This window comes from Streptomyces sp. HNM0574, assembly GCF_012726235.1.
GTDB lineage: Bacteria > Actinomycetota > Actinomycetes > Streptomycetales > Streptomycetaceae > Streptomyces.
The window spans coordinates 12,007-36,953 of sequence record NZ_JAASAH010000005.1 but is presented as its reverse complement, the minus strand read 5'-3'; the positions used below and the strand labels follow the sequence as shown (position 1 = coordinate 36,953).

The following is a 24,947-nucleotide window of genomic DNA, read 5'->3' as shown; positions in this document are numbered from 1 at the left end:
CGGTCAGATGCCCTCGGTCAGCAGCCGGTACGCCGGCCTGACCACCGTCCGGCCGCGCGCGTACCTGCGGGTGGCGAGGGCGACGACGGCCGTCCCCGTGTCGGGGCGGAAGCCGAGGAACGCCTCCTGCCCCATCGTCGCGCCGGAGTGGAAGTAGACGCAGCCCTCGGGGGACGGGTGCCGCGTCCAGGCGAGGGTGTACGTGTGCCGGCGCCCGGCCCCCGCGCTGGTGTGCAGCAGCGGTTTCCGCACGTACGTCAGGGCGGTGGGCAACGGCGTTGCGCCGGGCCGGAGATGGGCCTCCAGATAGGTGAGCAGGTCGCCGGGGGTGGCCCGGACGCCCGCACTGGCGGTGAAGCCGCCCGGGTCGAACGGCGGGAGCTCGCGCACGCCGTCCCTCCCGTGCCCCGTGGCGTCCTCGCCGGGCTCCTGCGGGGCGAGACAGGTGCGGTCCATGCCCAGCGGGGCCAGCACCCGCTGGTGCAGCAGCTGCGGATAGTGGGTGCCCGCCGCTTCGGACAGGGCGATGCCGAGCAGTGCGACGCCGAAGTTGGAGTACCACCAGTGGCTTCCCGGAGCGCGCCGCGGGCGGCTTCCGGCGAAGGCGTCGAGCAGCTGCCGCCGCCCGTACGCGGCGTACGGATTGGTGCGCCACTTCGGCACGGCCTGCGGGATGAGGTCGTGCGGCACCCGCGGCAGTCCGGAGGTGTGGGTGGCCAGATGGAGCAGCGTGATCGCGTCGCGGTGCCGCTCCCCCGTGCCGCGCCGGTAGGCGGGCGGCCCGGGCGGGAGCAGGCGGCGCGCGGCCGGTTCGTCGAGGCGGACGTACTGCTGCCGGGCGAGCTCGGCGAGCAGCAGGCCGGTGAACGTCTTGGTGGCCGAGCCGAGTTCGTAGCGGAGCGCCTCCCGTGGCACCCCGGGGAGCGGCCCTGTGCCTCCGGTGGCGACGGTGCGCAGCCCGTACTGGCTGTGGGCGAAGACCACGTCCGGCGCGTCGACCGACTCCACCGCCTCCCGCAGCCGCTCCTCGGCCAGGCTGCGGGCGACGTCGGTGGTCGCCTCGGCCGGGGCGAGCATGCTCATCGGGCGGCGCCGGTGAGCGCGGTCATCGCCCGCGAGGTCGCCATGACGGAGGCGAAGGCGGCGACGAGCGTGGGGTGGAAGGCGATGTCGAAGGTCTCGTCCGGTCCGGCGTCCGGCAGGCTGTGCTGCACCGGCATGGCACCGTCCGCGCGCTGCGCGTCCGCGTACCGCTGCCAGATGTCCGGGTCCAGCACGGGACGCGGCAGGCAGGCGTCGACGACGAGGAGTTCGCCGAGCAGGTCCCAGTGCTCCATTCCGGCCCAGTCGTCGATCCACACGGGCAGCCACAGCGCCAGATAGTCGGCGATGCGGGCGGGCAGCCCCTCCGGCCGCTCGCCCCAGTCGGTGAGGTGGAAGACGGTGTGGGTGACGTCGTAGCTGACGTAGTACTCCGCCGACCACGGCTCGGGGGTCTGCCCCAGCCAGGTACGCGCCGTCGCCTCCGGAACGGGGAGGCTGGCCTCCATTCCGGCGCGCTCCTCCACCCGCGCGAGGCCGAGCCGCCGGGTGGGCCCCATTTCCATCGCCCGCCAACTGGCCAGCCGCCGCGCGCTGTTCGCACAGTCCTCGACGTCCCTGTGCCGGTAGCCCAGCTCGCGGAAGGGGACGTACAGCTCCAGCGGGATGGGCGAGAGCGGCTCCCTGCGCTGCATGTGCGCGAGCAGCCCGCCGCCCTCCAGCGGCTCCCGCCACAGGTAGTCCAGAAGTTCCCGGACCACCTCGGACTGGCGCGATCCGGCGACGCCCTCGCGGAAGAGCACCTTGCCGACGACGGCGAACTCACCGACGGGCTTGAGCTGCTCGCCCAGCTCCCGCCCCGTCGCGTCGCCCTCTCTGCCGCGGAAGCGGGAACGGTTCGCGGACAGCCAGTCGAGCGCCTTGGCGCCCACGGTGTGCGGCAGCTGCGGACTCGTCATGTCTCTGCTCCTCCGGTACTCCGCTCGCTCTCGTCCGCCGCGCGTGCCGAGGCCAGGACCGCGGCCAGGGTGCCCGTCAGCGTGGAGTGGTAGCAGGCGAGAAAAGTCCCCTCCGCGTCCTCGTCCGGTACGGGGCCCGACTCCGGGATCGCGCCCGTGGCGCCCTGCACCGCCGCGTAGGCCCGCCACGCCTCGGTGACCGGTACGGCGCCGGGGTCGGGGAGGCACGCGGCGACGGCGAGGAGTTCGCCGGTCAGGTCCCAATACCCGTGCTCCAGGCAGGAGTCCAGCCAGGCGGGCAGCCACAGCGCGAGGTAGTCGCAGACCTCGCCGGGCAGCCGCCACGGCGCGCTGCCCCAGTTGGTGACGTGGAAGACGTGGTGCGTCAGCGCGTATCCCGCGTGGAGCTCGAACGCCCACGGCTCCGCCGGGCCGCCGAGCCAGGTGCGCCGCATGGCGTCCTGGGGGTCCTCGCCCGGCGGGAGGCCCAGCCGGTGCTGGACGTTGAGCAGCGACAGCTTGCGGGTGGGGTCGTGCTCGGTCAGCCGCCAGGCGCGGGTGCCCGCGGCGAAGCGCGCGTACTCCTCGAACTCCTCGTGCCGCAGGCCCGCTTCGGAGAACGCGCCGTAGAACTCCACCGGGTACGTCGCGTGCGGCTCCCCGCGCACGAGCGTCAGGAACAGCTCGCCGTGCCGCATCTCGGCCCAGGCGGCATCGAGCAACTCCCCTGCCGTGCGGCGCTGTTCGCTGCCCGGCGGGGCGTGGCGCAGGGTGCACTGGCTGATCTGCGCGAGTTCGCCGAGGGGTTTGAGCGTCACGTTGCGGTCGATGCGCGGGTGGTCGACGTCCTCGGGCAGGGCGAAGTCGGCCAGGTGGGAGTGCAGCCAGGACAGCGCGGCGCGGGAGAGCCCGTCCTGGAGGCTCCGCAGCTCCGCCCCGTCGTCCGCCGCCCGGTCCCCCTGCGCGACGGCTGTGTTCATACGCCCGCCCTGTCCTGCGCGAGGAGCGCGGTCTCCCGGGCCAGTCGGGCCGCCCGTACGTGCAGGGCGACGCGGGCGTCCGCCGCGGCGCCCATGTGGTGCACGAATTCGAGGCCCGTGTCCAGGCACAGCGACTCGGGTACGCCCTCGGTCGTCGCCAGCCAGCGGCCCGCTCCGGCCGCCTGCAGCCAGTCCCGCCGGCGCACCGCCCGGACGAAGCCGCGAGAGAGGTCCACCGGACGCCGGGCCACGGCGTCCGCCAGCGCGGAGGGCATGCCGGGGACGGCGAGGGAGGCCACCTGCGCCAGCTGGTGCGTCACCCGCTGCCAGGACTCGGCGGCCACCCAGTCCGTGGCGGGCGCCGCGCCGTCGGGGGCGCCGGGCGGGGCCGTGCCTCCGGCTCCGGCCGCGCGGGCGCGCTCCAGCGCCGCGCACATGCCCCAGTGGGTCCAGGCCGTCGCGGCGGACGCGCCACTGCCCGGCGGGTACGCGGACACCGCCGCGCCGACCAGCGCCACATCGGCGTCCGTGGGGGTCTTGCCGGCCAGCGTGCAGGGGGCCAGCACATCGGCGCCCAGCACGCGCGCGGCGGCGAGGGCGACCGGGTCGTCGGCGCCGGTCAGTACAGAGCCCAGGACGTCGGAACGGCCGCCCCCGCCCCGAAGGGCGGGGACGACCGCGGACGCGAACTCCTGTACCACGGCCTGAAGTCGGCTCGCGGTTGCAGAACGCTCCGTTTCCACGATCCGCGTCAGCCCTTCCCGGGGCGCGGGGTCTGCGGCGAGAGGAGCAGCAGCCCCGCGAGGAGCACTGCACCTGCGCATTCCGCACTGTCGCGGAACGTACCGTCCGGCTCGGCCTGGTTCAGCAGCGACTCGACGTCGTCCGCCATGGCCTCTGTCGCGAGCGTACGAGGTTCTTCGACCGGCAGCATAGGATCATCCCCTATGAGTGGCTTGTAGATCCTCAGACAGTTAAATCCCATATGTCCGACCCCGCAAACGGGGGACGCCCACCCGGCCAACGCACCGGCGCTACGCGCGAGTCACTTCGGATACGCCCCGGGGTGGCGGGGCGGGGCACGGCAGGAGGCGCCAACCGGCCTGCTGCGGCGGGGAGTTGGGCCGGGTCGACGGCGGGGAGAGCGGCGCGGGCGGGAGCGGCCGTGGCCGGGTGTGTGTCCCGCCCGCGCCGTGCGCGGCCCGGAGGTTTCGGGGGGAGAGACCTCGTCGCGGGACCGCGCGGCCGATGACCAGTCGGCCCACTGTGTCCAGCGCCAACGCCCCCGGAGATGTCACAGGGCACGCCCCCGGCCCCGGACGGACCCCGCGCGCCCCTGGTCGCCGCACGTCAGCGACCCGGCGTGCGCAATTGCAACGGAGAGGTCACACCCCTCCATCCCGCCCTGTACCCGGCACAGCGCATGGTGTGGGATGGCCGGGCACCATTCACAACTTGACCGTGATCAAAGGGGGACCTGTGGCACGGGGACAGAACGCGCGGAGAGTCGCGCAAGCGGTGGCCGGCGGCGCCGACCCGCGGGGGGTGGCCGAGGAGGAACTGCGACGAGCCGCCGGAGGCGCCGGAGGCCAGGGCGCCGAGGGAGTACGGGAGGACGGCGTCGACCCCGCCGACTTCCCCGCGGCCCGCGAACAGGGCGGCAGCATCGACACCGTCATGGCGGAGCAGACCGTCCCGCTGGACGAGGCCGCCGAGGCGCTCAACCGCAGCGAACAGCACCGCGAGAGCGGCCGGACGGTGCACGGCGTGTGCCCGATGGTCATCCCCAAGGGGCGCTCCCTGCTGAGCATGCTGCCCGTGCTGCTCCTGCTGGTCATCGGCGTGATCGGCACCTCCGTCGCCGCCGCGACCTCGGCCGTGACGGGCATCTCCACCCTGGCCCACCCGCTGTTCGGGCTGCACTACTGGATCGTCGCCGTCTCCGCCGTCGCCTTCGTGTGGTGGAAGCAGGGCATGGTGATGGTCCCGGACGGCTGCCAGGCGCTGATCACCCGCTTCGGCAAGCTGGAGCAGGTCGTCGGCCCCGGCCGGGTCATCCTGCTGAACCCGTGGAAGCGGGTCTCGTACATCATCAACACCACCCGCGAGTACCCCTTCAACGCGCCGGTGCGGGAGGCCCCCACGCGGGGCGGGGTGAAGGCGTCCATCGACCTGTTCATCCAGTTCCGGATCAGCGACCCGGTCGAGTTCGTCTACACGCTGGGCGCCGTGCGCGGCTTCGAGGAGAAGCTCAACAACGCGGTCAGCGAGACGATCCGCAGCCTCATCTACGAGCAGGAGGCCTCCGGCATCTACGACATGGTCGGTGAGGACACCGGCCGTCTGCTGGAGCAGCTCAACGGCCAGTTCCGGCCCGCGGCCGAGCTGACCAACGCGAACATCACGCACGCCGAACCGTCCGACCGCGGCTACCGCATGGACCTCGCGGCGCCCGAGATGGTGCGCGTCGCGAAGGAGGCGTACACCCACGAGTACGCGCTCCAGCTGCGCAAGGAGCAGGACGAGGGCGACCTCAGCAAGGAACTCGCGGGCCGCCAGGAGACGTTGTCCGCCATCACCGCGGACATCGCCCAGTACCAGGCGCAGATGGACACCGCCGTCGAGCGCGAGACCAACCGCGCGGGCGCGCTGGCCCGCCAGCGCTACGTCCAGGCCGAGTCCGAGGCGAAGGCCAACGCGGCGCTGCTGGAGGCCCAGGCGCTCGACATCCGCGCGGTGACCGCGGCCGAGGCCCCGGAGATCCTGGAGTACCGCTACCAGCAGCAGGTCCTGGACACCCTGGAGGGCGTCGCCGACCACCTGCCGCGCCTGGTGCGCATCGGCGGCTCGGACGGCCCCGACGGCGCGGCCGGCGTCGATTTCCTGGCGCTGGCCCGCGAGTTGGTGGGCGAACGCGGCACCGAACTGTTCTCCGAGGAGGACATGGCGGCCGTGCGCGCCCGGCTGGACGAGGTCACCGAGCGCATCACCTCCCGTCAGGGCGAGATCGACGCACTGCTGGAGGCCGACCGGCCCACCGTCCCGGCGGCCCCGCAGGGCACCGGCGGCACGGACGATCCGGACGACGAGACCACCGCCCCGGCGACCGTTTTCGAGGGAGGCGCGGAATGAGCAGCGCAGGCATCAACCGCAGGTCGGTCATCACCGAACAGGTCGCCCCCTGGTCGGAGATCCCGCAGCTGCTGCGCGGCGGCGAGGCGGGCACCCTCGTACCGGTCATCATCCCCCGCCACCGGCAGAAGCTGTGGTGGATGCTCCCCCTGTGGGCCGGCCTCTTCGCGCTGCTCAGCGGCGTGATGCTGACCGTGCAGGGCGGCGGAGGCGGAGCCGCGGCCCTCGCGTACGGCTCGCTCGCCGTGACCGCGTACGTGGCGGGCGTCGTCCTCGTACTCGGCGGGGCACTGTGGTGGTGGCGCTCCTCGATCGTCGAGATCGAGCAGGGCACCAACGGCATCCTGACCCGCTACGGCGCCATCTCCCGCACCCTGGACCCGGGACGTCACTACCTGTGGCACCCCTGGTCGCGGGTGGACTTCGTGGTCGACACCGCGACGGAGATCCCGTACTCGGCCCCCGTCGTCGCCTGCCCGACGCACGAGAACGTGCCGCTGCGCGCGATCGAGTTCTTCCTGAAGTTCCGCATCACCGACGCGGTGCTGTTCGTCCGCACCATCGGCGCGGGCAACTTCGACCTGGTGCTGTCGGCCGCCGTCCAGGACGCGATCCGGCAGCGCGGCCGCATGGTGCACACCGAACGCGCCTACGACCTGCGCGGCTCGGACGTGCACGACATGCAGGAACTGCTCACCCGGCAGCTGTCCCGGTACGGCGTGCGCATCACCGGATGCAACATCCCGGACGTCCAGCTGCCCGCGCAGTACCAGCAGCACCTGGCGACGCGGGAGCGCGTCGCCAAGGAGGCCACCGCGTACGAGCAGGAGTGGGGCCTCACCCGCAAGCGCCGGATCGACAGCCTCCAGATGGACATCGAGCGGGCCAAGAAGGTGCGGGACGCCCGCATCGTCGAGGTGAAGGCCGCGCTCAACAAGGCACGCGAGGACGTCGCGCAGCTGCTGGAGGAGCAGGAGACCGACGCGCAGAAGGTGCGCTTCGAGATCGAGACCCGCGGCCGCAGCGGCCTCATCTCCGCCGAGAACGAGGCCCGCGCACAGCGCCGCCTCGCCCAGGCGTACCGCGACAACCGCGCGGTGCTGCAGTACGAACTCGCCCGCCGCAGGCTTGAGGTGGGCGCCCAACTCGCCGGGAACGCACCGCAGCCGGTGGTCGTCCGCACGGACGGGGCGAACGGCGGCGGGGACACCTCCGCGCTGTCCACGCTGCTCACCGCGCAGCTCCTGCCGAGCATGCAGGGCCTGCCGAACGGCAACGGCGCCGCCCCGCGCGGCGGCGGCAACGGCGGCCGGGCCGCGGCGAAGGCCGCGCAGGCGGCGGTCGACGCGGCCGCGCAGCTGAACGACTGACGCGCGGACCGGTTCGATCGGGCGCGGGCACCCTCCGGGGGCCCGCGCCCGTGGCGTTCCGGGGGTGCGGCGTGCGCGGCACTGTGCGCCGGGGCAACATCGGGGCATGAACATCACCGTGCGACTCGCCCAGCAGCCCGAGGCCGACGCGCTCCTCGGCCGCGACCCGCTCGCCGTCCTGGTCGGCGCCCTGCTGGACCAGCAGGTGCCCATGGAGTGGGCGTTCACCGGGCCGTACACCATCGCGCAGCGCATGGGGCACGACTCCCTGGACGCGCACGAGATCGCCGCCCGCAGCCAGGAGGACTTCGCGCAGATCCTCTCGGAGAAGCCCGCGGTGCACCGCTACCCGGGCTCGATGGCCAAACGGGTGCAGGAGCTGTGCGCGTACCTGGTGGAGACGTACGACGGCAAGGCCGAGCGCGTCTGGGAGGAGGCGGAGAGCGGCCGGGACCTGCTGGGGCGGCTGACCGCCCTCCCCGGTTTCGGGAAGCACAAGGCCCAGGTCTTCACCGCCCTCCTGGGCAAGCAGTACGGCGTCCGCCCCACCGGATGGCGCGAGGCGGCGGGCGACTACGGAGCCGAGGACGCGCAGCTGTCCGTCGCGGACGTGACGGGACCGGAGTCGCTGGGCCAAGTCCGCGAGCGGAAGCGGGAGATGAAGCAGCGGGCGAAGGAGGAGAAGGAGCGGAAGGGCGCCACCGGGAAGAAGTGAGCCCCCGCCCCCGGCACGTATGAGGCGTCGCGTCCGCTGCGGACGCGACGCCTCCGTCGTTCCGGATACCCCCTGAGGCGGAGGGGGTCCGCCTTGAGGAGGAAACTTCCGCGCCGAGGCAACGTCATCGGCCCGGCCGTCGTCTTGATCAGCAACAGGAGCGTCCGGCGCGCGCGTTGGGCGTGGAAAGACCGTCGGACACCGGCACGTACCGCCGCCGGCGCGTACGGACCGACCGGCCGGAGGGCCGGGCAGGCCGTTCGCGACGCAATCCGTGCAGATCGCTATACACCAGGTGTAGACACCGGGTGTATAGTTCCTCGCACGACGGGGACGAGGCGCCTGACCAGCGCCGAGGCCCGGCCCGGGCTCCGGGCCGGGCCGATCTCCGGGCCGGGCCTCGGCGCGGTTTTCTGCGGCGCGAGCCGGACGGGGCGAGCAGAAAGGCATTCATGTTCACGAAGGCATCCGCACCCGAGTACCAGGGCGCACTCACCTCCCTCTCGGTGAATGCGTCGCTCACGGACGTGCTGGCCAAGGGCACCGAACAGCTGCGGGAGGCCGAGCGGTCCGGCTCCCCGTCCGAGGTGGCGCGCGCGGGCCTGGCCGTGGCCGAGGCCCAGCGCCGGCTGGGGAACGTCGCCGAGGCCGACCTCGCCTGGAAGTCGAGCTACCGCACGGCGCGCGGCGCCGGCGACCTGGGCGCGATGGCCTGGGCCCTGTGGAGCGGCGGCACCCTGGCCAGGCAGCGCGGAAAGCTGACGCTGGCCCGCCGGCTGCTCGGGCTCGCCGCCGAGATGGGCAAGCGCGGCGACGACATCGTCGCGCGCGGGTACTCCCTGGCGGGCATGGCCGAGACGGGCCGCATCCAGGGGGACTACGAGGCGGTGGAGCAGCTGCACGAACAACTGCTCGCCGAGGCACGGAAGCGCGGCGAGGCCCGGCACACCGTCTGGGCGCTGGAGGGGATAGCCCAGATACACCGCAACACCGGCAGGTACGACACCGCGCTGGCGATGTTCGAGGAGGCGGCCGGCATCGCCCGGCAGGCGGACGACCAGCGCGGACGCGCCTGGGCGCTGCGCGGCGTGGCCGACATCCTCTCGGTACGCGGTGACGACCCGGAGCGCGCGCTGGAGCTGCTCTCGGAGGCGGAGTCGACCTGCCGCGCCATGCGGCTGTCGAGCGCGCTCGCCTACAACCACAAGATGCGGGGCAACGTCTTCTTCCGCGCCGGACGGTACGAAGAGGCCCGCCCGGTCTACGAGTTGGCGCTCCAGGAGTTCGAGGAGATGAACGAGCCGCGCGGCGCCGCGCTGTCCCGGCTCGGCCTGGTGAAGACGCTCGCGCAGCTCGGCCGGGAGCCCCGGGAGACCGCGCGGGACCTGCACGCGCTCCGCCGCACCCTCGACACGATCGGCCTGCGGCACGCCCGCGACATGGTCGACAAGGCCCTGGCCGAACTGGGCGCCGCGCTCGAACCGACCCCGGCGGGCACGACGGGAGAGGGGGACCACTGACGATGAAACCGGCTCAGCATTCCGCCACCACCACCGAATCCACCGGCACCTGCACCTGCGCGCTCACTCCCGAGGTCAGCGCCCCCGAGGTGCTCGCCCGCTGCCGCGAGACCGTACGCCCCGGCCTGAGCGAGGCCGTCGGCCAACTCCACGCGCTCCCCCGCGAGATGGCCGCCTTCTCCCTCGGCTGGTGCGAGCCGGGCGGCACCCCGTCGGGCCGCACCGGCGCGGGCGGCAAGGGCGTGCGCCAGGCGCTGACGGTGCTCTGCGCCGAGGCGTTCGGCGCCCCCGCGGCCGAGGCGGTGCCCGGCGCCGTGGCCGTCGAACTCATCCACACCTTCTCGCTGTTGCACGACGACATCATGGACGGCGACGAGCTCCGCCGGCAGCGCCCGACGGTGTGGAAGGCGTACGGCACCGGCCCCGCCGTCCTCGCCGGTGACGCCCTGTTCGCCCTGGCGATGGAGACCCTGACCACCTCGGCAGGGCCGTACGCCCCCGAGGCGGTGCGGCGGCTGACGAGGGCGCTCGGCGAACTGGTCCGCGGCCAGGCCGAGGACCTGACGTTCGAGGACCGCCCCTGGACGGGCGAGGAGGCCGTACGACCCGAGGAGTACCGGACAATGGCGGAGCACAAGACGGGCTCGCTCCTCGGCTGCGCCGCCGCGACGGGCGCCGTCCTCGCCGGGGCTCCCCGGCACACGGCGGACGTGCTCGACCGCGCCGGCCGGCACCTCGGCATCGCCTTCCAGGCCGTGGACGACCTGCTCGGCATCTGGGGAGACCCGCAGGTCACGGGCAAGGCCGTGCACAACGACCTGCGTCAGCGGAAGAAGACCTTCCCCGTCCTCGCCGCGCTCTCCTCCGGCGGCCCCGCCGCTCAGGAACTGGGCGAACTCCTCACCTCGGACGCCATGTCCGGCCCCACCCCGGACAGCGGAACCCTCCGCCGGGCCGCCGCCCTGGTGGAACGGGCGGACGGACGCTCGGCCACGCTCGCCGAGGCCCGCGTCCACCTCGCGACGGCCCGGGAGCTGCTGCGCGGCGTCGAGATGGAGCACCGTCCGGCCGAGGAGTTGGAGGCCCTCCTGCCGTACCTCATAGACCGAAGCCTCTGACCCCGCCGGGCACCCCCACGGCTACAGCGGGGTCGCGGCCTTCAGGACGAGGAACAGGGCGACGGCCGCGTTGAGCGAGGAGAGCGCGGAGGCGGCCGTCCCGGCGGCGGCCACGAAGGCGGCCAGCCCGGCACGCGTCAGCGCCGGCGGCCAACTGCGGGACGGCGGTGTCGGTTCGAGCAGCGCGGCGACCCTGCGCGGCACCGGACCGGTGGAGGCGAAGGCCAGTACCCCGGCCATCGCCTCGCCCCGTGACACCAGCGCCGCCTTGCCCACGGCGCGGGCGACGACCTTGCGGTCGCCCACGGCCCGGGCGGCCTCCTCGTCGGCCCAGCGCTCGGCGCTGTAGGCGACCGCGTCCCGGAGCGGCCGGAGCAACGGATTGGCGCGCGCGGCGAGTTGGGAGGCGAGCAGGAAGCGGTGGTGCCTGGCCCCCAGGTGCGCCCGCTCATGGGCGATGAGCGCCCGCCGCTCGTCACCGGCCAGCGACCGCAGCATGCCGGTCGACACGACGACCCGCCCCGCCCGGCCCCGCCCCGGCACCTCGGCCCGGGGCCACCCCGGGTTCAGCCCCGACCCGTACGGACCCGGACCCGACAGCAGCGAGCCCGAGAAGCGCGACGTGAAGGGGGAGACGAGGGGCGAGACGACGTGGGACGCGTCGAACCGGGAGAGAGAGGTGAAGGACAACGGGCCCGGAAGGGCGTAGGCATAGGCGCGGCTGTCGGGGAGCACGGCGAGGTCCGAGCGGTACGGCAGCCCGTCGAGGGCCTCCAGGGCCCGCGCCCGTACCCGCCGGTGCCGCCAGAGCGCCGTCCCGCACGAGCCGAGCACCAGCGCCAGCGCGCCGATCGCCGCCGTACCGGTGGTCTCGGCGAAGGGAACGGCCGCCCGGACCTCCGGGTCGGACCAGCCGTCGGGCAGCGGGTTCCCCGGCAGCTGCGCGGTCCCGACGACCATCAGCAGACCGAGACAGAGCGTGCTGCACAGCGCGAGGACGACTCCGATGCAGGTCAGGAGCCGTGTGGTGCCGCGCGGATGAAGGTGCTGTTCCGCGAGGCGCGCGATCGGCAGCGCGCTCAGCGGGAGGACGAGCGGCAGGAGGACGAAGAGACCCATGCTCATTCCTCGCGGTCGGCGTCACCGGGGACGCCGACCTCGGCATCGGGCACTCCGGCTTCCCGGAGCAGGTCCCGCATGAGGCGTTCGTCGTCGGGCGAGAGGGAGGAGACGAAGCTGGCGAGGACGGCGTCCCGGTCCTTCTCGCTGTCGAGCACCCGCCGCATCCGCAGCGCGGCCAGTCCCGCCTGGTCGGCGGTGGGACTCCACACATAGGACCGGCCCACCCGGGTCCGGGTGACGGCCTGCTTGGCGAGCAGCCGGGAAAGGATGGTGATGACGGTCGTGTACGCGAGGTCGCCCCCGAGGCGCTGCTGCACCCAGGCCGCGCTGACCGGCTCGGGCGCCGTACCGAGTACGGACAGCACCTGTGACTCGAGTTCGCCCTGTCCGCGTCTGCGGCCGCGGGCGTGTTCACGGCCACGGCTGCCCGTCACGTCCTCCTGCCCGTTCCGGTCCCCGTTCATCGCCGTGTCTCCCTTCTGCGCGGTCGCCCGCGCGTGCCGTCAGGGCATCGTCCCATCCCCGGGTGACGAGGCGGGCAGCCGCTCGGCTCCGGCCCTCCCCCGCCGGCCGCGGCTCCCGCGCCGCGCCCCGGTCCGGTGACGTCCCCGGGGCGCGGCTACCCGTCGGGGCGCCCGTCACGCACCACGTCCCGGGCGTCGTGGCCCGGGCGCTGTCCGCGGAGGAAGGGAAGGATGCCACGGTCCCGCAATGCGGCGTGCCACCGCGCGCGGGCCCGTTCCCGCCGCAGCAGCAGCCAGCCGAGGGGCACACAGCCGGCGACGGCGAGCGCGAGGAAGGCGCCGCCGCAGGTGACGCAGGTGGAGCCGAGGTCGGGGCGCAGCCCCAGGAACAGGAGCCCGTATCCGAACAGCAGGAAGAAGGCGGCAGCGACCGCACCCAGACGGGGCACCAGCCCCAGGACGAGCGGCAGCGCCGTCGCGTCCCCGCCCTCGCCCGACCACCGCTCCCGCCACCGCAGGAGGACGAGGTACTCCTCCCGCGCGGCCCGGACGATCCCGGCACGTCCCCGCACCGCCCGCGCCCGCAGCCCGCGCACGTCCGCCCCGTCCCCGGCGAACTCCGGCCCGGCCAGGACGTCGTCGAGTACGCGCTCGAAGTCGGCCACGTCCTCCGGGGCGAGGTCGGCACCCGGGGCCTGCGAAGGGGGGAACGCGGAAGTGTTCATGGGACGGGACGCGGCCTCCTCGGGACGACATCGGTACGACGGAGGGGCAGGCCCACCCCGTCCACCTTCTACACGTCTGTAGAACTACAGCGTAACGCTCTTTCCCGCAAAGGGAGTTGGTCACACGAGAAGGAGAAAGAAGGGCCCCCGATGCGACCTCCGCAACACCACGGGCCTCAGCACGCACCACACGTCCCGATTCGGTACGTTCGGCTCCGCCGCAGGCGCCCGGGGGTGAATTTACGCACCACGGCACCGCTACTACAGTGCTGTCGATGTTCCACGCCGCTTCGCGCTCTGCACAGGCAGCACGTGGCAGAAGGCCTTGCCGGGAGGCCCGATGACCGATGGCCTGCATCAGCGCTCTTCCCCGCGCTCCCCGCTTCCCCCGGCCCGTCCCGAACACCCCGACGCCGTGCCCGGCGCCGCACCACCCCAGGCGTCGCGCCCGGAACCCCCACCGGAACAACCCCCGCACGATTCCCGCCAGGGCGGCCGCGCCGCCCATGCCGCCCCCCGCCGCTTCACCGCCAAGGCCAGGGCGGGCGCCAGGGCCAAGGCCGCCGCACTGACCGGAAGCGGTTCCCGCAGCGCCGGGCCGACCGCGTCCACCGGCCAGGAGGCACCGGCGAAATCCCAGGCGAAAGCACGGGACCCGTTCTTCGACAACGCCAAATATCTGGCCATCGTCCTCGTCGCTCTCGGCCATTCCTGGGAACCGCTGAGGGACGACTCACGGGCGGCGGCCGCGCTCTACATTTTCGTTTACGCGTTCCACATGCCGGCCTTCATGGTCATCTCCGGCTATTTCTCCCGGAGTTTCCAGGGCAAGCCGCACCAGCTCAAGCGGCTGGTGACGGGCATCGCCGTGCCGTACATCCTGTTCGAGATCGCGTACACGCTGTTCAAGCGCTACGCCGACGACGACCCGGGTTACCCGATCAGCCTGCTGGACCCCTGGTACCTCACCTGGTTCCTCATCGCGCTGTTCATCTGGCGGCTCACCACCCCGCTGTGGAAGATGGTGCGCTGGCCGGTCCCGCTGGCCCTCGGCATCGCCGTCCTGGCGTCCATCTCGCCGGACATCGGTGACGACCTGGACCTCCAACGGGTCCTGCAGTTCCTGCCGTTCTTCGTGATCGGCCTCTTCCTCAAGCCCGAGCACTTCGACCTCGTCCGGACGCGCCAGGCACGCCTGCTGTCCGTCCCGGTCGTCCTCGCCTCGCTGGTCTTCTCCTACTGGGCCGTCGAGCGCATGAACTCGCAGTGGTTCTACCACCGCGACAGCGCGCAGGAACTGGGCGTCCCGTGGTGGGTCGGCGTGGTCATGACGCTGGCGATGTTCGGCTGCTCGATGGTCCTCACCGCCTGCTTCCTCGCCTGGGTGCCGCGCCGCCACATGTGGTTCACCGTCCTCGGCGCCGGAACGCTGTACGGCTACCTGCTGCACGGCTTCCTCGCCAAGGGCTCCCGCTTCTGGGACTGGTACGAGGCGGACTGGCCGCACACGCCGTGGGGCGCGGTGGTCGTCACCGTCATCGCGGCGGCCGTCGTCACCGTGCTGTGCACCACGCCCGTGCAGCGCGTCTTCCGCTTCGCCATGGAGCCGAAGATGACCTGGGCCTTCAAGGAGGACCCGGCCGCCGAGGCCCGCCGGCGCGTGTCCACCGCACCGAGCGGCTCCGGCGCCCCGGCCCCCGAGCCACGGCAGCCACAGCCTCAGCAGCAGGAGCAGCTCACCCACAGCGGCTGACCAACTCCCGCCGCCCGACGGGAACTTCCGCGCCCCACCGGCGCGCGACGTGAGAACAAACCGAGGCCCGGACCCCCACGGTCCGGGCCTCACCCTTTTCCGGGCCCGCACAGGCGCCCCGCCCCCGCAAGCCGGCCGCGAACAGGCACGATCGCGGGAGCTGACGCAGCCTGGTAGCCGGACACCGCCCGTCACGCGAACGCCGGCGCCCGGGACCACCCCGCACCCAGCCGCGAGCCCCGGCCCGCGCACACCCCGAAGACCCCGAGCCCCCAAGCCACAGCCCCCGGCCCACGGCCCGTCACCGCCGTGGGGAACCGGAAGGAACCCGACTGTGCACGCTTCACACCGCAGAGGTCACCGAGGCACCCGAGCCCCCACCGCGCGCCGCACCCGCCACCGCGCCCTGGCCGCCGCCGTCACCACCGCACTCGCCGTCCCCCTCCTCCTCTCCCCCGCCCCGGCCTCGACGCCGGCGACGGCCTCCGCGGGGGCCCGCGCACCGGAGAGCGAGGGCGACCGCCAGGCGCGCGAGCTCGTCCGGCGTTCCGGCGCGGACGGCGCGATGGAGCACGTACGGGCGCTCGACGCCGCCGCACGCGCGAGCGGCGGGAACCGCGCGGCGGGGACCGAGGGGCACGCGAGGTCGGCCCGGTACGCGGCGAAGGTGCTGCGGGACGCGGGGTACGAGGTCACGTACCAGCACTTCACGTTCACCTACCGCGAGGCCGTCGCGCAGCAGCTGACGGTGCACGCGCCCCACGAGGCCGGCGTCCCGGTGAGCCTGCTGAAGTACAGCCGGAGCACGCCGAAGGGCGGCACCAAGGCGCAGCTGCGCGAGGTGCCCCCGGACAAGGACAAGAGCACCGGCTGCGAACCGGCGGACTACTCCGGCGACTTCGACGGCAGGATCGCGCTGATCCGGCGCGGCGGCTGCACCTTCGCCGAGAAGCAGGCGGCGGCCCATCAGGCGGGCGCCGCCGCGGCGTTGATCTACAACACCGAGGACGGACCGCTGCACGGCAGCCTCGACACCCCGGACGCCGCCCGCATCCCCACCGGCGGCCTGACCCGGCAGGACGGCGAGCGCCTGGCGAAGGCGGCCCGCGAGGACAAGGTCTCGCTGACGGTGGACCTGCGCGAGCTCCGGGAGCGGCGCCGCACCGCCAACGTCCTCGCCGAGACCCCGGGCGGCGACGCGGACCGGGTCGTGATGCTCGGCGCCCATCTCGACTCGGTGCACGAGGGCCCCGGCATCAACGACAACGCCTCCGGAGCGGCCGGAATCCTGGAGTCCGCCCAGAGCCTCGCCGAGGCCACCGACCTGAAGACGGACGGACGGCCCCCGAACAAGGTGCGCTTCGCCCTCTGGTCCGCCGAGGAGATGGGCCTCCAGGGCTCCGAGGCGTACGTCCGGGAACTCCCCCGGCACGCGCGCGAACGCATCGCGCTCTACCTGAACTTCGACATGATCGCCTCCCCCAACCCGGGCCTGTTCGTCTACGACGGGGACGACTCCGACGGCGACGGCGCGGGCCCGGGCCCCGAGGGTTCGGGCCAACTGGAGCGCGGCATCGAGGAGTTCCTCACCTCGCACGGCCACACCCCGCGCGGCAAGGACTTCGACGGCCGCTCCGACTACGCCCCGTTCGTCGCCGCCGGCATCCCGTCCGGCGGCACGTTCACCGGCGCCGAGGACACCAAGGGCCGGGCGGAGCGCGAACTGTGGGGCGGCGAGGCGGGCGAACCGTACGACCCCTGCTACCACCGCGAGTGCGACGGCTTGGACAACCTCGACCACCGGGCGTTCGACGTCAACGTCAAGGTGATCGCCGACGCCGTCGGCCACTACGCGTGGTCGGCGGACGCCCTTCCGTAACGCCGGGTTCATCCCCCGTCGGCCTACTATCACGCATCGGAGCACGCTCCCACGGGACGCGGTCACAGCCGCCGGTACGAGGTACAGGCGCCCACCGGAGGCTGCGCCGGGCCCCGACGTCCCGGTAGGCTTTCCGTGTGATCTTCAAGCGAATCGGAAACGGGCGGCCGTACCCCGACCATGGCCGGGAGAGCACCCGCCAGTGGGCGGATGTCGCTCCTCGCCCGGTGCGCCTTGACCAACTGGTCACCACCAAGGGCCAGCTCGATCTCGAGACGCTCCTGGCCGAGGACTCGACCTTCTACGGCGATCTCTTCGCCCACGTCGTGAAGTGGCAGGGCGACCTGTATCTGGAGGACGGCCTGCACCGCGCGGTGCGCGCCGCGCTCCAGCAGCGCCAGGTCCTGCACGCCCGCGTCCTCGAACTCGACTGACGGGCCGCGCCTCCGTACACCCGTCCCCCGCCGGGCCCTCCGTCCGCCCCCGTCGGCCTACGTCCGCCGTCCCGTCCGGGCAGCCATTCGGGGTCAATTGGGGCGGGGTCGGCGTAATGGGCTGATCGTTTAGTAGGCAGCTCTGTCACCCCGCATTACGCTGCGCACATGAGCATGCTCACTCCCCCCGGCATGGGCGGCAAATACCGCGTCAAAGGTGACCGCTACCCGCGCATGCGCAGGCCGCGTGGCCGGCGGAAGACGGCGTTCGCGACCGTCGCCGTGATCGCCACGCTCAGCCTGCTGGGATGGGGCTCGCTCCAGCTCCTCGACGCCTTCACCGGCGGCAGCAGCCAGGCCAGCGCCTCCGGCAAGAAGGACTCGCCCCCGGACTGCGCGGCCCCCGGCTCCGCCAAGGACGACAAGCCCGCCCCGGACCCGGCGAAGAGCGACGTGAAGTACCCGGCGCCGAAGAGCATCACCGTCAACGTCCTGAACGCGACGGACCGGAGCGGGCTCGCGCAGCGGACCTCGGACGAGCTCAAGAAGCGCGGCTTCAAGCCGGGCGAGGTGGGCAACGCCCCGCCCGCGCTGGACAAGAAGGTCAAGGGCTCGGCCCTGCTCGTCGGGGCGCCGGGCAAGGACACCACCGCGAGCCTCGCCGTACTGGGCACGCAGGTCGCGGGCGGCGAGAAGAAGTACGAGGACCGCAAGGGCTCGGACGTCGACCTCGTCATCGGCGACGGCTTCAAGAAGCTGGCGAAGAAGCAGGACGCCGAGAAGGCCCTGGACGCGCTGAACAACCCCGAGCCGTCCCCGAAGCCCTCCCCCAGCCGCTGCGAGCGCTGAGCGCCCGTACGACAACACCCGGCCCCCTCGTCGAGGGAGCCGGGTGCGGTGTTTCCGGGGTGCGGTCCGGTCAGCCCGCGGTGCCGTACATCCGGTCGCCGGCGTCGCCGAGGCCGGGGACGATGTAGCCCTGCTCGTCGAGCCGTTCGTCGATGGAGGCGGTCACGACCGTCACCGGGGTGCCGCTCAGCTCGCGCTCCATGACCTCGACGCCCTCGGGGGCGGCGAGCAGGCACAGCGCCGTCACGTCGTCGGCGCCGCGCTCGATGAGCTCCTGGATCGCGGCGACGAGGGTGCCGCCCGTCGCGAGCATCGGGTCGAGCACGTACACCTGGCGGCCGGAGAGGTCGTCGGGCATGCGCGTCGCGTACGTCGACGCCTGGAGCGTCTCCTCGTCGCGGATCATGCCGAGGAAGCCGACCTCGGCGGTCGGCAGCAGCCGGACCATGCCCTCCAGCATGCCGAGCCCGGCCCGCAGGATCGGGACGACCAGGGGGCGCGGGTGCTTGAGCCGCACGCCGGTGGTCCGGGTGACCGGGGAGTTGATGGCGACCTCTTCGGTGCGCACGTCCCTCGTCGCCTCGTAGGCGAGCAGCGTCACCAGCTCATCGGCCAGCCGACGGAAGGTCGGGGAGTCGGTGCGCTCATCGCGCAGGGTGGTCAGTTTGTGCGCCACCAGCGGGTGGTCGACGACGTGGGTCCGCATCCTTCGACAGTAACCGAGCCGCATGGCCGCTCCGTACTGGCGTACCCACGTCGCGTGGGGGGAAGGTAGGGACGGACGCCGGAGGTGTTGCCGATGCCCGACCCGCGCCAGCCCGGGGATTCCGGGAAAACCGCCGCAGCAGGGAGCAAGGCCGCCGAAGCGGAACGGCTCCGCCGACGGGCCCGCTTTCTCCGAGAGCTGAACGAGGCGAAGGAACTCCGCGACCGCGTGCAGCCCCGCCGGGCCCGCGCCGAACGCATGCGGCACGCGATGCGCATGCGCTCCTTCCGCCTGTAGCCCCGCCCGCGGCACCCCGATCGACGTGACGGTACGTCGTTGATCCGTCGCCGTACGTCATCAAGTGAGTGGCGGCGCGCACGATCCGGGCAATCCTCGCCAAGACGCACCGCCGAAGACCCTTCTCACAGCGCCGGTTTCTGCCACGATTCCGAGGGGCGGGGGAACAGTCCTCGTCAGCAGGACTCGGGCACTTCAGAAACCAGTGGGAGAGTCACGGTGTATTTCGCCGCACTGCTCGCGCGCACCGAAGACGGGTGGGAAGCGAGCGACACGGAGCTCGACGATGTGGAGACCCTCGCCGACCTGGCCGACCTGGCCCGGGAGGCCACGACCGACGACGAGACCGTGCTCGTCTGCATCGAGCAGGAGGGTGTGTGGTTCGGCGTCGTCCGGATCGACGGCGAGGACGACCCGCGCGTCTTCGTCTCGGACGCCGCCGCAGCGATGCGCAGCAGCTACGGCGAGATACTGCTCTCCGACGAACTGCTGGGCCGCGAACCGGAGGACCCGGACGCGCTCGACCAGCTCGTCGACCTGGACGGCACGGAGGACGGCGAGCCGGAGAACTCCACCGCCGACGACAGCGACACGGAGGAGCCGGACGCCCCGCCGGGACCGCTGGGCGCGGCCGACCTGCTCTCGGACCTCGGCATGGACGAGAAGGCCCTGATCACCCTCACCCCCGAGGACGCGCTCTCGGAGATCGCGGACGCCCTCGGCTGCACCGACGTCCTGGAAGCGGTGCGCTGACCGCACCCGCACGCCGGACCACAGGGGCGGCGCACGGCCCACGGGCCTGCGCCGCCCCTCGCACGTCCGCACCCCCGCGCAGGGGGAAACTGGTGGGCATGGGGACGACACACGAGGACGGCACGAGCGGCGACCCGGTGCGCGAGCGCTGGACGGAGCCGATGCGCGAGGCGCTGCGGGAGGCCGCGCTGGCCCCGGCGACCGGGGACGTCCCCGTCGGCGCCGTCGTCCTCGGCCCCGACCAGGCGGTGCTCGGGCGCGGGCACAACGAGCGCGAGGCGACCGGCGACCCCACCGCGCACGCCGAGGTGCTCGCGATCCGCGAGGCGGCCACCGCGCTGGGCGGCTGGCGGCTGCACGGCTGCACCCTGCTCGTCACCCTGGAGCCGTGCACCATGTGCGCGGGCGCGATCGTGCTCTCCCGGCTCGCGCGGGTCGTCTACGGCGCGGTCGACGCGAAGGCCGGCGCCGCGGGCTCGCTCTGGGACGTCGTCCGCGACCGCAGGCTCAACCACCGGCCCGAGGTGATCCACGGGGTGCGCGCGCGGGAGTGCGGGGAGCTGCTCACGGAGTTCTTCCGGACCCCGCGAGACCCGGCGTGACCAGGGACACAACCGCGCGGCCCGGCGCCGATTTCGGCACACGGGCGGGTGTGGGCTAGAGTTCCTCTCGGTAGCGTGTCCGAGCGGCCGAAGGAGCTCGCCTCGAAAGCGAGTGAGGGGAAACTCTCCGTGGGTTCAAATCCCACCGCTACCGCTCTTACGACGAAGGGCCGGACCCCACGGGGTCCGGCCCTTCGTCGTCTCCAGCACCCGAACTCCCCTGCCCGGCGGGCCGGTTGAGGGGCGAGGGAGAGGTGGCCTCGGGGGACAGTGCCGCCTCCCCCTCGCGAGGACGGGCCCAGGCCGCGGACCGGGGTCCGCGAGCCCCGCAGAGGGCGCCGTCCGGTCCGCCGAACCGCCGTCTCGCTCCGGAAGACCTCACGTCCATGCTCGGGTCGGCCGCGCGGATTCGGCAGGGGTCAAAGGGCCCTGTTTGCTGGGGCTTTGGGCCCGACGTCCGGATCGCCACCAGGGAATGCCCCGTTAGACTGCACGACCGCACAGAGGAACGACACTCGGTCACGGGGGAAGGAATGGCGATGGCGCAGGCCAAGAAGATCGCGCTGTACGTGGTCGTCGTCTTCGTGCTGTACACGATCATCACCTCGCCGGCGCGGGCCGCCGATCTGGTGCAGATCGGCTTCGAGGGCATATCGAGCGCCGCGCAGGGCGTCGGCCAGTTCATGTCGGAGCTCGTGCGCTGAACCTCCGCGCGGGGCGATCCACGCCCCCGCCGAGCCCCCGGAAACCGGCCCGCCGCTCCTCGGACGGCGGGTTTCGCGCTGTCCGGCGGCACGCGCGTCCCGGCCCGCTTCAAGGGATTCCGCTTCGCGTCCGATACGCGTACTAGGCCCCAACTCGCCCACAACACGGCGTTTTACGGTGCTTGCACATAGTGCACATGTCTTGTGATGCTATGACCGCTTTGCCTTGACGGACAGAGCGAGACCAACCTGCACCGTGAAGGGGTGGTGACTGAGTGGACGGGTCCGCGACCCTCCCCGAGCCTTCCGGCGAACCTTCGGCGGAGACCACTGCCGGAGGAACGGCCGCCCGGAAGCGCAGCGCCGAGGCGCGGGCCCTGACGCAGGTGCTCTTCGAGCAGCTCTCCGAGCTGTCGCACGGTTCCGCCGAGTACGAACGCGTACGGGCCGCGCTGATCGAGGCGAACCTGCCGCTCGTGCGGTACGTGGCGGCGCGCTTCCGCAGCCGCAACGAGCCGATGGAGGACGTCGTCCAGGTCGGCACGATCGGCCTGATCAACGCCATCGACCGCTTCGACGCCGCACGCGGCGTCCAGTTCCCCACCTTCGCGATGCCGACGATCATCGGCGAGATCCGGCGCTACTTCCGCGACAACGTCCGCACGGTGCACGTCCCCAGGCGGCTGCACGAGATGTGGGTGCAGGTCAGCAGCGCCACCGAGGACCTGACGACGCTGCTCGGGCGCTCGCCGACGACCGCCGAGATCGCGGAGCGCCTGAAGCTCGCCGAGGAGGACGTGCTGGCCTGCATCGAGGCCGGACGTGCCTACCGCGCAACGTCGTTGGAGGCGGCGCAGGAGCGCGAGGACGGTCCGCCCGGGCTGCTGGACCGGCTCGGCTACGAGGACCCGGAGCTGGACGGCGTCGAACACCGCGACATGGTCCGGCATCTGCTCGTCCAGCTTCCCGAGCGCGAGCAGCGGATCCTGCTGCTGCGCTACTACCGGAATCTGACGCAGTCACAGATCAGTGCCGAGCTGGGGGTCTCCCAGATGCATGTCTCGCGGTTGCTCTCGCGAAGCTTTGCGCGGCTGCGCGCCGCGAACCGTATCGACGCGTGAGCGACCCCGGGCGAACCATCTTCCCCGCACCGTGCGCCGGTCCGAGCCGGACCGGCGCACGGTCACGCGTACATCGAATCGACGCGTAACCGGATAGAGCGACACCCTCCCGGCGTTCCGCCCCGTCACCAGGCCCTCGGCTGTGCAGTTTTATCGACATGAAGCTACGTCGCGTTGCTGACTTGTGACATTCTGCAAGAGCTGCGTTTGCCGCAGCGGCTCTTCCGGTATGGAGGGGGAGGTGTGTCCCTCGCCGCGAGGGCGCCGCTGCGACCCGTCCGCGACCTCAAGGGGGTGGCATGTCCGTAGAACTGGGCAGCTCGAAGGTGCTCACAGACGACACGACCGTGGAGACCGCGACCGTGGAGACACTGCCCGGCGACGTCACAGGGGACGCACGGCACGGCATCGCGCCGGATGTCGCGTCGGACCTCGTGCCAGGCGGCATCACACCGGATGCCCTCACGCCGGACGCCGCCGAGGCGCACGGCCTCACCGGTGACCTGTCCGAAGCGCCCGTCGTGACCGGCGCGCCCGACGTCACGGGCCCCTCGGCCGGGGACGTACCCGCGACCCCGGTCGGCGCGACGGGGTACGGGGCGATCGACACCCGCACCCTCTCCCGCTCCCTGTTCCTGCGGCTCGCCTCGCTGGAGTCGGACAGCACGGAGCGGGCGTACGTCCGGGACACGCTCATCGAGCTCAACCTGCCGCTGGTGCGGTACGCGGCGGCGCGGTTCCGCAGCCGCAACGAGCCGATGGAGGACATCGTCCAGGTCGGCACCATCGGCCTGATCAAGGCGATCGACCGTTTCGACTGCGAACGGGGCGTGGAATTCCCGACGTTCGCGATGCCCACGGTCGTCGGCGAGATCAAGCGCTTCTTCCGGGACACCTCCTGGTCGGTGCGCGTGCCCAGGCGGCTCCAGGAGCTGCGGCTGGCGCTGACGAAGGCCAGCGACGAGCTGTCGCAGACCCTCGACCGTTCGCCCACGGTCGCCGAACTCGCCTCCTGCCTCGGGGTGTCGGAGGACGATGTCGTCGACGGTCTCGCCGTCGGCAACGCGTACACCGCCTCCTCTCTCGACTCCCCCTCGCTGGAGGAGGACGGCGGCGAGGGCTCGCTCGCGGACCGGCTCGGGTACGAGGACACCGCGCTGGAGGGCGTCGAGTACCGCGAGTCGCTGAAGCCGCTGCTGGCCAAACTGCCGCCCCGCGAGCGGCAGATCATCATGCTGCGTTTCTTCGCGAACATGACCCAGTCGCAGATCGGCGAGGAGGTCGGCATCTCGCAGATGCACGTCTCCCGGCTGCCGACCCGGACGCTTGCCCAGCTGCGCGAGGGACTGATCACGGAGGACTGAGGAGGCGTCCGGAATGCGGGGGATACGGGCGGAGGCATTCACATCTGACGCGGCGTCACCGACACTGTGCCGATGCGACGGCAACGGCGAGTGCTGGGAACGAAGAGGCCGCGTGACCACACGACGAGCCGTCGGGGCGGCGGGAGACTGACCGCCCCGGCGGCTCTTCTCTGCGCGGGCGCACTGTTGACGGGCTGCGGGACGAGCGGCGGCGAGGGCGAGGGCTGGGTCGCCGTCGGCGCCGCCGGGCCACGGGACGACGGCGGCTCCGCGCGGAACGTCCCGCCCGAGGACGGCGTCGCGCTCACCCCCCTGGAACGGGACGACGCCGAACGGCAGCCGCCCGCCCCCGAGCCCCCGGACGAGGACGCCGGCACCCCCGCTCCCCCGCCCGGCACCGGCTCACCGCCCGCGGACGGCGCGACGCCCGGCGGGGACGCGTCCGGCTCCCCCGAGGAGACACCCGGCGACGGCGCGGACACCGGGGACGGGGACGAGGCCGCCGACGACCCGGACAAGGGCAAGGACAAGGACCGGACGGGCCCCGCGCTGTTGGAGGTCGGCAAGCCCGAGGGGGAGAAGGCCGGCGACCGGTGGTGCGAGAAGGTCACCGTCGCCTTCCGCAACGAGGGCGGGGAGCCGGTGACGTCGGGCACCGTCCGGTTCGCGACGCATGTGATCGGCGCGCTGGGCGTGGACTGGGCGACGGTCACGTCCGAGCGTGAGCTGCCCGTGCCGCTGGAGGCGGGGGAGAAGAAGGAGAAGACCTGGAAGCTCTGCGTGGACCCCTGGCGCGTCCCCCTGGGGATGCGGGTGGACACGCGGGAGGTGAAGGCCTCCGGCTGGAAGGACTGAGGCCGGCGGACCCGCGGGACCCGGTGCGAAGCCGGCGGGCCCGCGGGCGCGCGGTCGGGCGTGGTCGGGGTCGGGCGTGGTCGGGTCAGGCGAAGGCGAGCCAGGCGGCAGCGGCGACGATCACCACGGCCGCGACGACACCGGCGATCAGGCCGACGCGCGGGCCCGGCCGGTCCTGCGGTGCCGCCTGGGCGCTCGGGCCCGCCTCGTCGACGAAGGCACGGAACATCTGGGTGCTGCCCGCGGGGTCGTGCTGGCCGTCGGGGCCCTGCGGGGCGTGGGGGTTGTGAGCCATGGGGCAGGAGACTAGCGCGTCGCGCGGGGGCCGAAACAGCCCTGGTGGGGCGGCGTCGCGGGGGTGGCCATGATCACGATTTTGGCGCGGAACACACCGAGCCTTGGTGGAAAGTTTGCTCCGCATGCCCCGAAATCAATTTGCGTGCAGCAACTAACCAGACCTATGGTTGCCCTAAGCAACAAATCG

General features: G+C 72.8%; 26 protein-coding genes and 1 tRNA gene. 17 read left to right on the top strand and 10 right to left on the bottom strand.

Features of this window, described 5'->3' with window-relative positions:
* Positions 1–3: 3 nt before the first annotated feature.
* From HCC30_RS11190 to HCC30_RS11170, 5 genes are read right to left on the bottom strand one after another with little or no spacing between them, the layout of a single operon-like run.
* The gene (locus HCC30_RS11190; protein ID WP_169442306.1) at positions 4–1,083 is read right to left on the bottom strand and encodes a serine hydrolase domain-containing protein; all 1,080 of its coding nucleotides are present in this window, start codon (positions 1,081–1,083) and stop codon (positions 4–6) included.
* Positions 1,080–2,000 carry a hypothetical protein gene (locus tag HCC30_RS11185; protein WP_169442305.1) on the bottom strand — a complete coding sequence of 307 codons (921 nt, stop codon included), beginning with the start codon at positions 1,998–2,000 and terminating at the stop codon, positions 1,080–1,082. Before HCC30_RS11185 ends, HCC30_RS11190 begins: the two co-directional genes overlap by 4 nt.
* On the bottom strand, positions 1,997–2,980 hold the full coding sequence (locus tag HCC30_RS11180) for a hypothetical protein (RefSeq protein ID WP_240979508.1): 984 nt from the start codon (positions 2,978–2,980) through the stop codon (positions 1,997–1,999). The genes HCC30_RS11185 and HCC30_RS11180 overlap by 4 nt, the downstream gene beginning before the upstream one ends.
* Complete coding sequence (locus tag HCC30_RS11175) at positions 2,977–3,681, bottom strand: hypothetical protein (RefSeq protein WP_346776585.1); 705 nt, start codon at positions 3,679–3,681, stop codon at positions 2,977–2,979. Before HCC30_RS11175 ends, HCC30_RS11180 begins: the two co-directional genes overlap by 4 nt.
* 50 nt (positions 3,682–3,731) lie before the next feature.
* Positions 3,732–3,872, bottom strand: coding sequence for a hypothetical protein (locus tag HCC30_RS11170; protein ID WP_169442303.1), 141 nt, complete (start codon positions 3,870–3,872; stop codon positions 3,732–3,734).
* A 587-nt stretch (positions 3,873–4,459) separates the two neighbouring features.
* On the opposite strand from HCC30_RS11170, the gene HCC30_RS11165 reads away from it, so the two are divergent.
* From HCC30_RS11165 to HCC30_RS11145, 5 genes are all read left to right on the top strand, one after another.
* Positions 4,460–6,112: an SPFH domain-containing protein gene (locus HCC30_RS11165; RefSeq protein WP_169442302.1), complete on the top strand. Its 1,653-nt coding sequence runs from the start codon at positions 4,460–4,462 to the stop codon at positions 6,110–6,112.
* The gene (locus HCC30_RS11160) at positions 6,109–7,482 is read left to right on the top strand and encodes an SPFH domain-containing protein (protein WP_169442301.1); all 1,374 of its coding nucleotides are present in this window, start codon (positions 6,109–6,111) and stop codon (positions 7,480–7,482) included. The genes HCC30_RS11165 and HCC30_RS11160 overlap by 4 nt, the downstream gene beginning before the upstream one ends.
* Positions 7,483–7,588: 106 nt before the next feature.
* Entirely contained in the window at positions 7,589–8,197 is a 609-nt protein-coding gene (locus HCC30_RS11155; RefSeq protein ID WP_169442300.1) for an HhH-GPD-type base excision DNA repair protein, read from the top strand.
* Positions 8,198–8,649: 452 nt separating this feature from the next.
* Positions 8,650–9,717, top strand: coding sequence for a tetratricopeptide repeat protein (locus HCC30_RS11150; RefSeq protein WP_169442299.1), 1,068 nt, complete (start codon positions 8,650–8,652; stop codon positions 9,715–9,717).
* Between the two features lie 2 nt (positions 9,718–9,719).
* The gene (locus HCC30_RS11145; protein ID WP_169442298.1) at positions 9,720–10,835 is read left to right on the top strand and encodes a polyprenyl synthetase family protein; all 1,116 of its coding nucleotides are present in this window, start codon (positions 9,720–9,722) and stop codon (positions 10,833–10,835) included.
* 21 nt (positions 10,836–10,856) lie between these two features.
* On the opposite strand, the gene HCC30_RS11140 is transcribed toward HCC30_RS11145, so the two are convergent.
* From HCC30_RS11140 to HCC30_RS11130, 3 genes are all read right to left on the bottom strand, one after another.
* Positions 10,857–11,954, bottom strand: a complete 1,098-nt coding sequence (locus tag HCC30_RS11140) for a M56 family metallopeptidase (protein ID WP_240979507.1) — start codon at positions 11,952–11,954, stop codon at positions 10,857–10,859.
* 2 nt (positions 11,955–11,956) lie between these two features.
* Complete coding sequence (locus HCC30_RS11135) at positions 11,957–12,421, bottom strand: BlaI/MecI/CopY family transcriptional regulator (protein WP_169442297.1); 465 nt, start codon at positions 12,419–12,421, stop codon at positions 11,957–11,959.
* A 155-nt stretch (positions 12,422–12,576) separates the two neighbouring features.
* Positions 12,577–13,146: a hypothetical protein gene (locus HCC30_RS11130; RefSeq protein ID WP_169442296.1), complete on the bottom strand. Its 570-nt coding sequence runs from the start codon at positions 13,144–13,146 to the stop codon at positions 12,577–12,579.
* A gap of 340 nt (positions 13,147–13,486) precedes the next feature.
* On the opposite strand from HCC30_RS11130, the gene HCC30_RS11125 reads away from it, so the two are divergent.
* From HCC30_RS11125 to HCC30_RS11110, 4 genes are all read left to right on the top strand, one after another.
* Positions 13,487–14,899: an acyltransferase family protein gene (locus tag HCC30_RS11125; RefSeq protein WP_169442295.1), complete on the top strand. Its 1,413-nt coding sequence runs from the start codon at positions 13,487–13,489 to the stop codon at positions 14,897–14,899.
* 334 nt (positions 14,900–15,233) lie between these two features.
* Positions 15,234–16,778, top strand: coding sequence for a M28 family peptidase (locus HCC30_RS11120; RefSeq protein ID WP_169442294.1), 1,545 nt, complete (start codon positions 15,234–15,236; stop codon positions 16,776–16,778).
* 137 nt (positions 16,779–16,915) lie between these two features.
* Positions 16,916–17,212, top strand: coding sequence for a type II toxin-antitoxin system VapB family antitoxin (locus HCC30_RS11115; protein ID WP_003999914.1), 297 nt, complete (start codon positions 16,916–16,918; stop codon positions 17,210–17,212).
* Between the two features lie 168 nt (positions 17,213–17,380).
* Positions 17,381–18,061: a LytR C-terminal domain-containing protein gene (locus HCC30_RS11110; RefSeq protein ID WP_240979506.1), complete on the top strand. Its 681-nt coding sequence runs from the start codon at positions 17,381–17,383 to the stop codon at positions 18,059–18,061.
* 70 nt (positions 18,062–18,131) lie between these two features.
* Here HCC30_RS11110 and upp read toward each other — a convergent pair whose 3' ends face one another.
* Positions 18,132–18,767 carry a uracil phosphoribosyltransferase gene (upp, locus tag HCC30_RS11105; RefSeq protein WP_169442293.1) on the bottom strand — a complete coding sequence of 212 codons (636 nt, stop codon included), beginning with the start codon at positions 18,765–18,767 and terminating at the stop codon, positions 18,132–18,134.
* A gap of 93 nt (positions 18,768–18,860) precedes the next feature.
* On the opposite strand from upp, the gene HCC30_RS11100 reads away from it, so the two are divergent.
* The 8 genes from HCC30_RS11100 (at position 18,861) to HCC30_RS11065 (ending at position 24,463) form a co-directional block, all read left to right on the top strand.
* The gene (locus tag HCC30_RS11100; protein WP_169442292.1) at positions 18,861–19,064 is read left to right on the top strand and encodes a hypothetical protein; all 204 of its coding nucleotides are present in this window, start codon (positions 18,861–18,863) and stop codon (positions 19,062–19,064) included.
* 219 nt (positions 19,065–19,283) lie between these two features.
* Positions 19,284–19,817, top strand: coding sequence for a hypothetical protein (locus HCC30_RS11095; RefSeq protein WP_169442291.1), 534 nt, complete (start codon positions 19,284–19,286; stop codon positions 19,815–19,817).
* A 98-nt stretch (positions 19,818–19,915) separates the two neighbouring features.
* The gene (gene tadA, locus HCC30_RS11090; RefSeq protein ID WP_240979505.1) at positions 19,916–20,419 is read left to right on the top strand and encodes a tRNA adenosine(34) deaminase TadA; all 504 of its coding nucleotides are present in this window, start codon (positions 19,916–19,918) and stop codon (positions 20,417–20,419) included.
* A gap of 69 nt (positions 20,420–20,488) precedes the next feature.
* Positions 20,489–20,573 (top strand) — tRNA-Ser (locus HCC30_RS11085).
* A gap of 385 nt (positions 20,574–20,958) precedes the next feature.
* Positions 20,959–21,123: a hypothetical protein gene (locus HCC30_RS11080; protein WP_169442290.1), complete on the top strand. Its 165-nt coding sequence runs from the start codon at positions 20,959–20,961 to the stop codon at positions 21,121–21,123.
* A gap of 275 nt (positions 21,124–21,398) precedes the next feature.
* A complete protein-coding gene (locus tag HCC30_RS11075; RefSeq protein ID WP_169442289.1) occupies positions 21,399–22,244 on the top strand; it encodes an RNA polymerase sigma factor SigF in 846 nt (281 codons plus the stop codon).
* Between the two features lie 299 nt (positions 22,245–22,543).
* On the top strand, positions 22,544–23,608 hold the full coding sequence (locus HCC30_RS11070; RefSeq protein WP_169442288.1) for an RNA polymerase sigma factor SigF: 1,065 nt from the start codon (positions 22,544–22,546) through the stop codon (positions 23,606–23,608).
* 186 nt (positions 23,609–23,794) lie between these two features.
* A complete protein-coding gene (locus HCC30_RS11065; RefSeq protein WP_240979504.1) occupies positions 23,795–24,463 on the top strand; it encodes a hypothetical protein in 669 nt (222 codons plus the stop codon).
* A gap of 85 nt (positions 24,464–24,548) precedes the next feature.
* Here the strand turns inward: HCC30_RS11065 and HCC30_RS11060 are convergent, their stop codons facing one another.
* Positions 24,549–24,758 carry a hypothetical protein gene (locus tag HCC30_RS11060; RefSeq protein WP_169442287.1) on the bottom strand — a complete coding sequence of 70 codons (210 nt, stop codon included), beginning with the start codon at positions 24,756–24,758 and terminating at the stop codon, positions 24,549–24,551.
* Between the last annotated feature and the right edge of the window lie 189 nt (positions 24,759–24,947).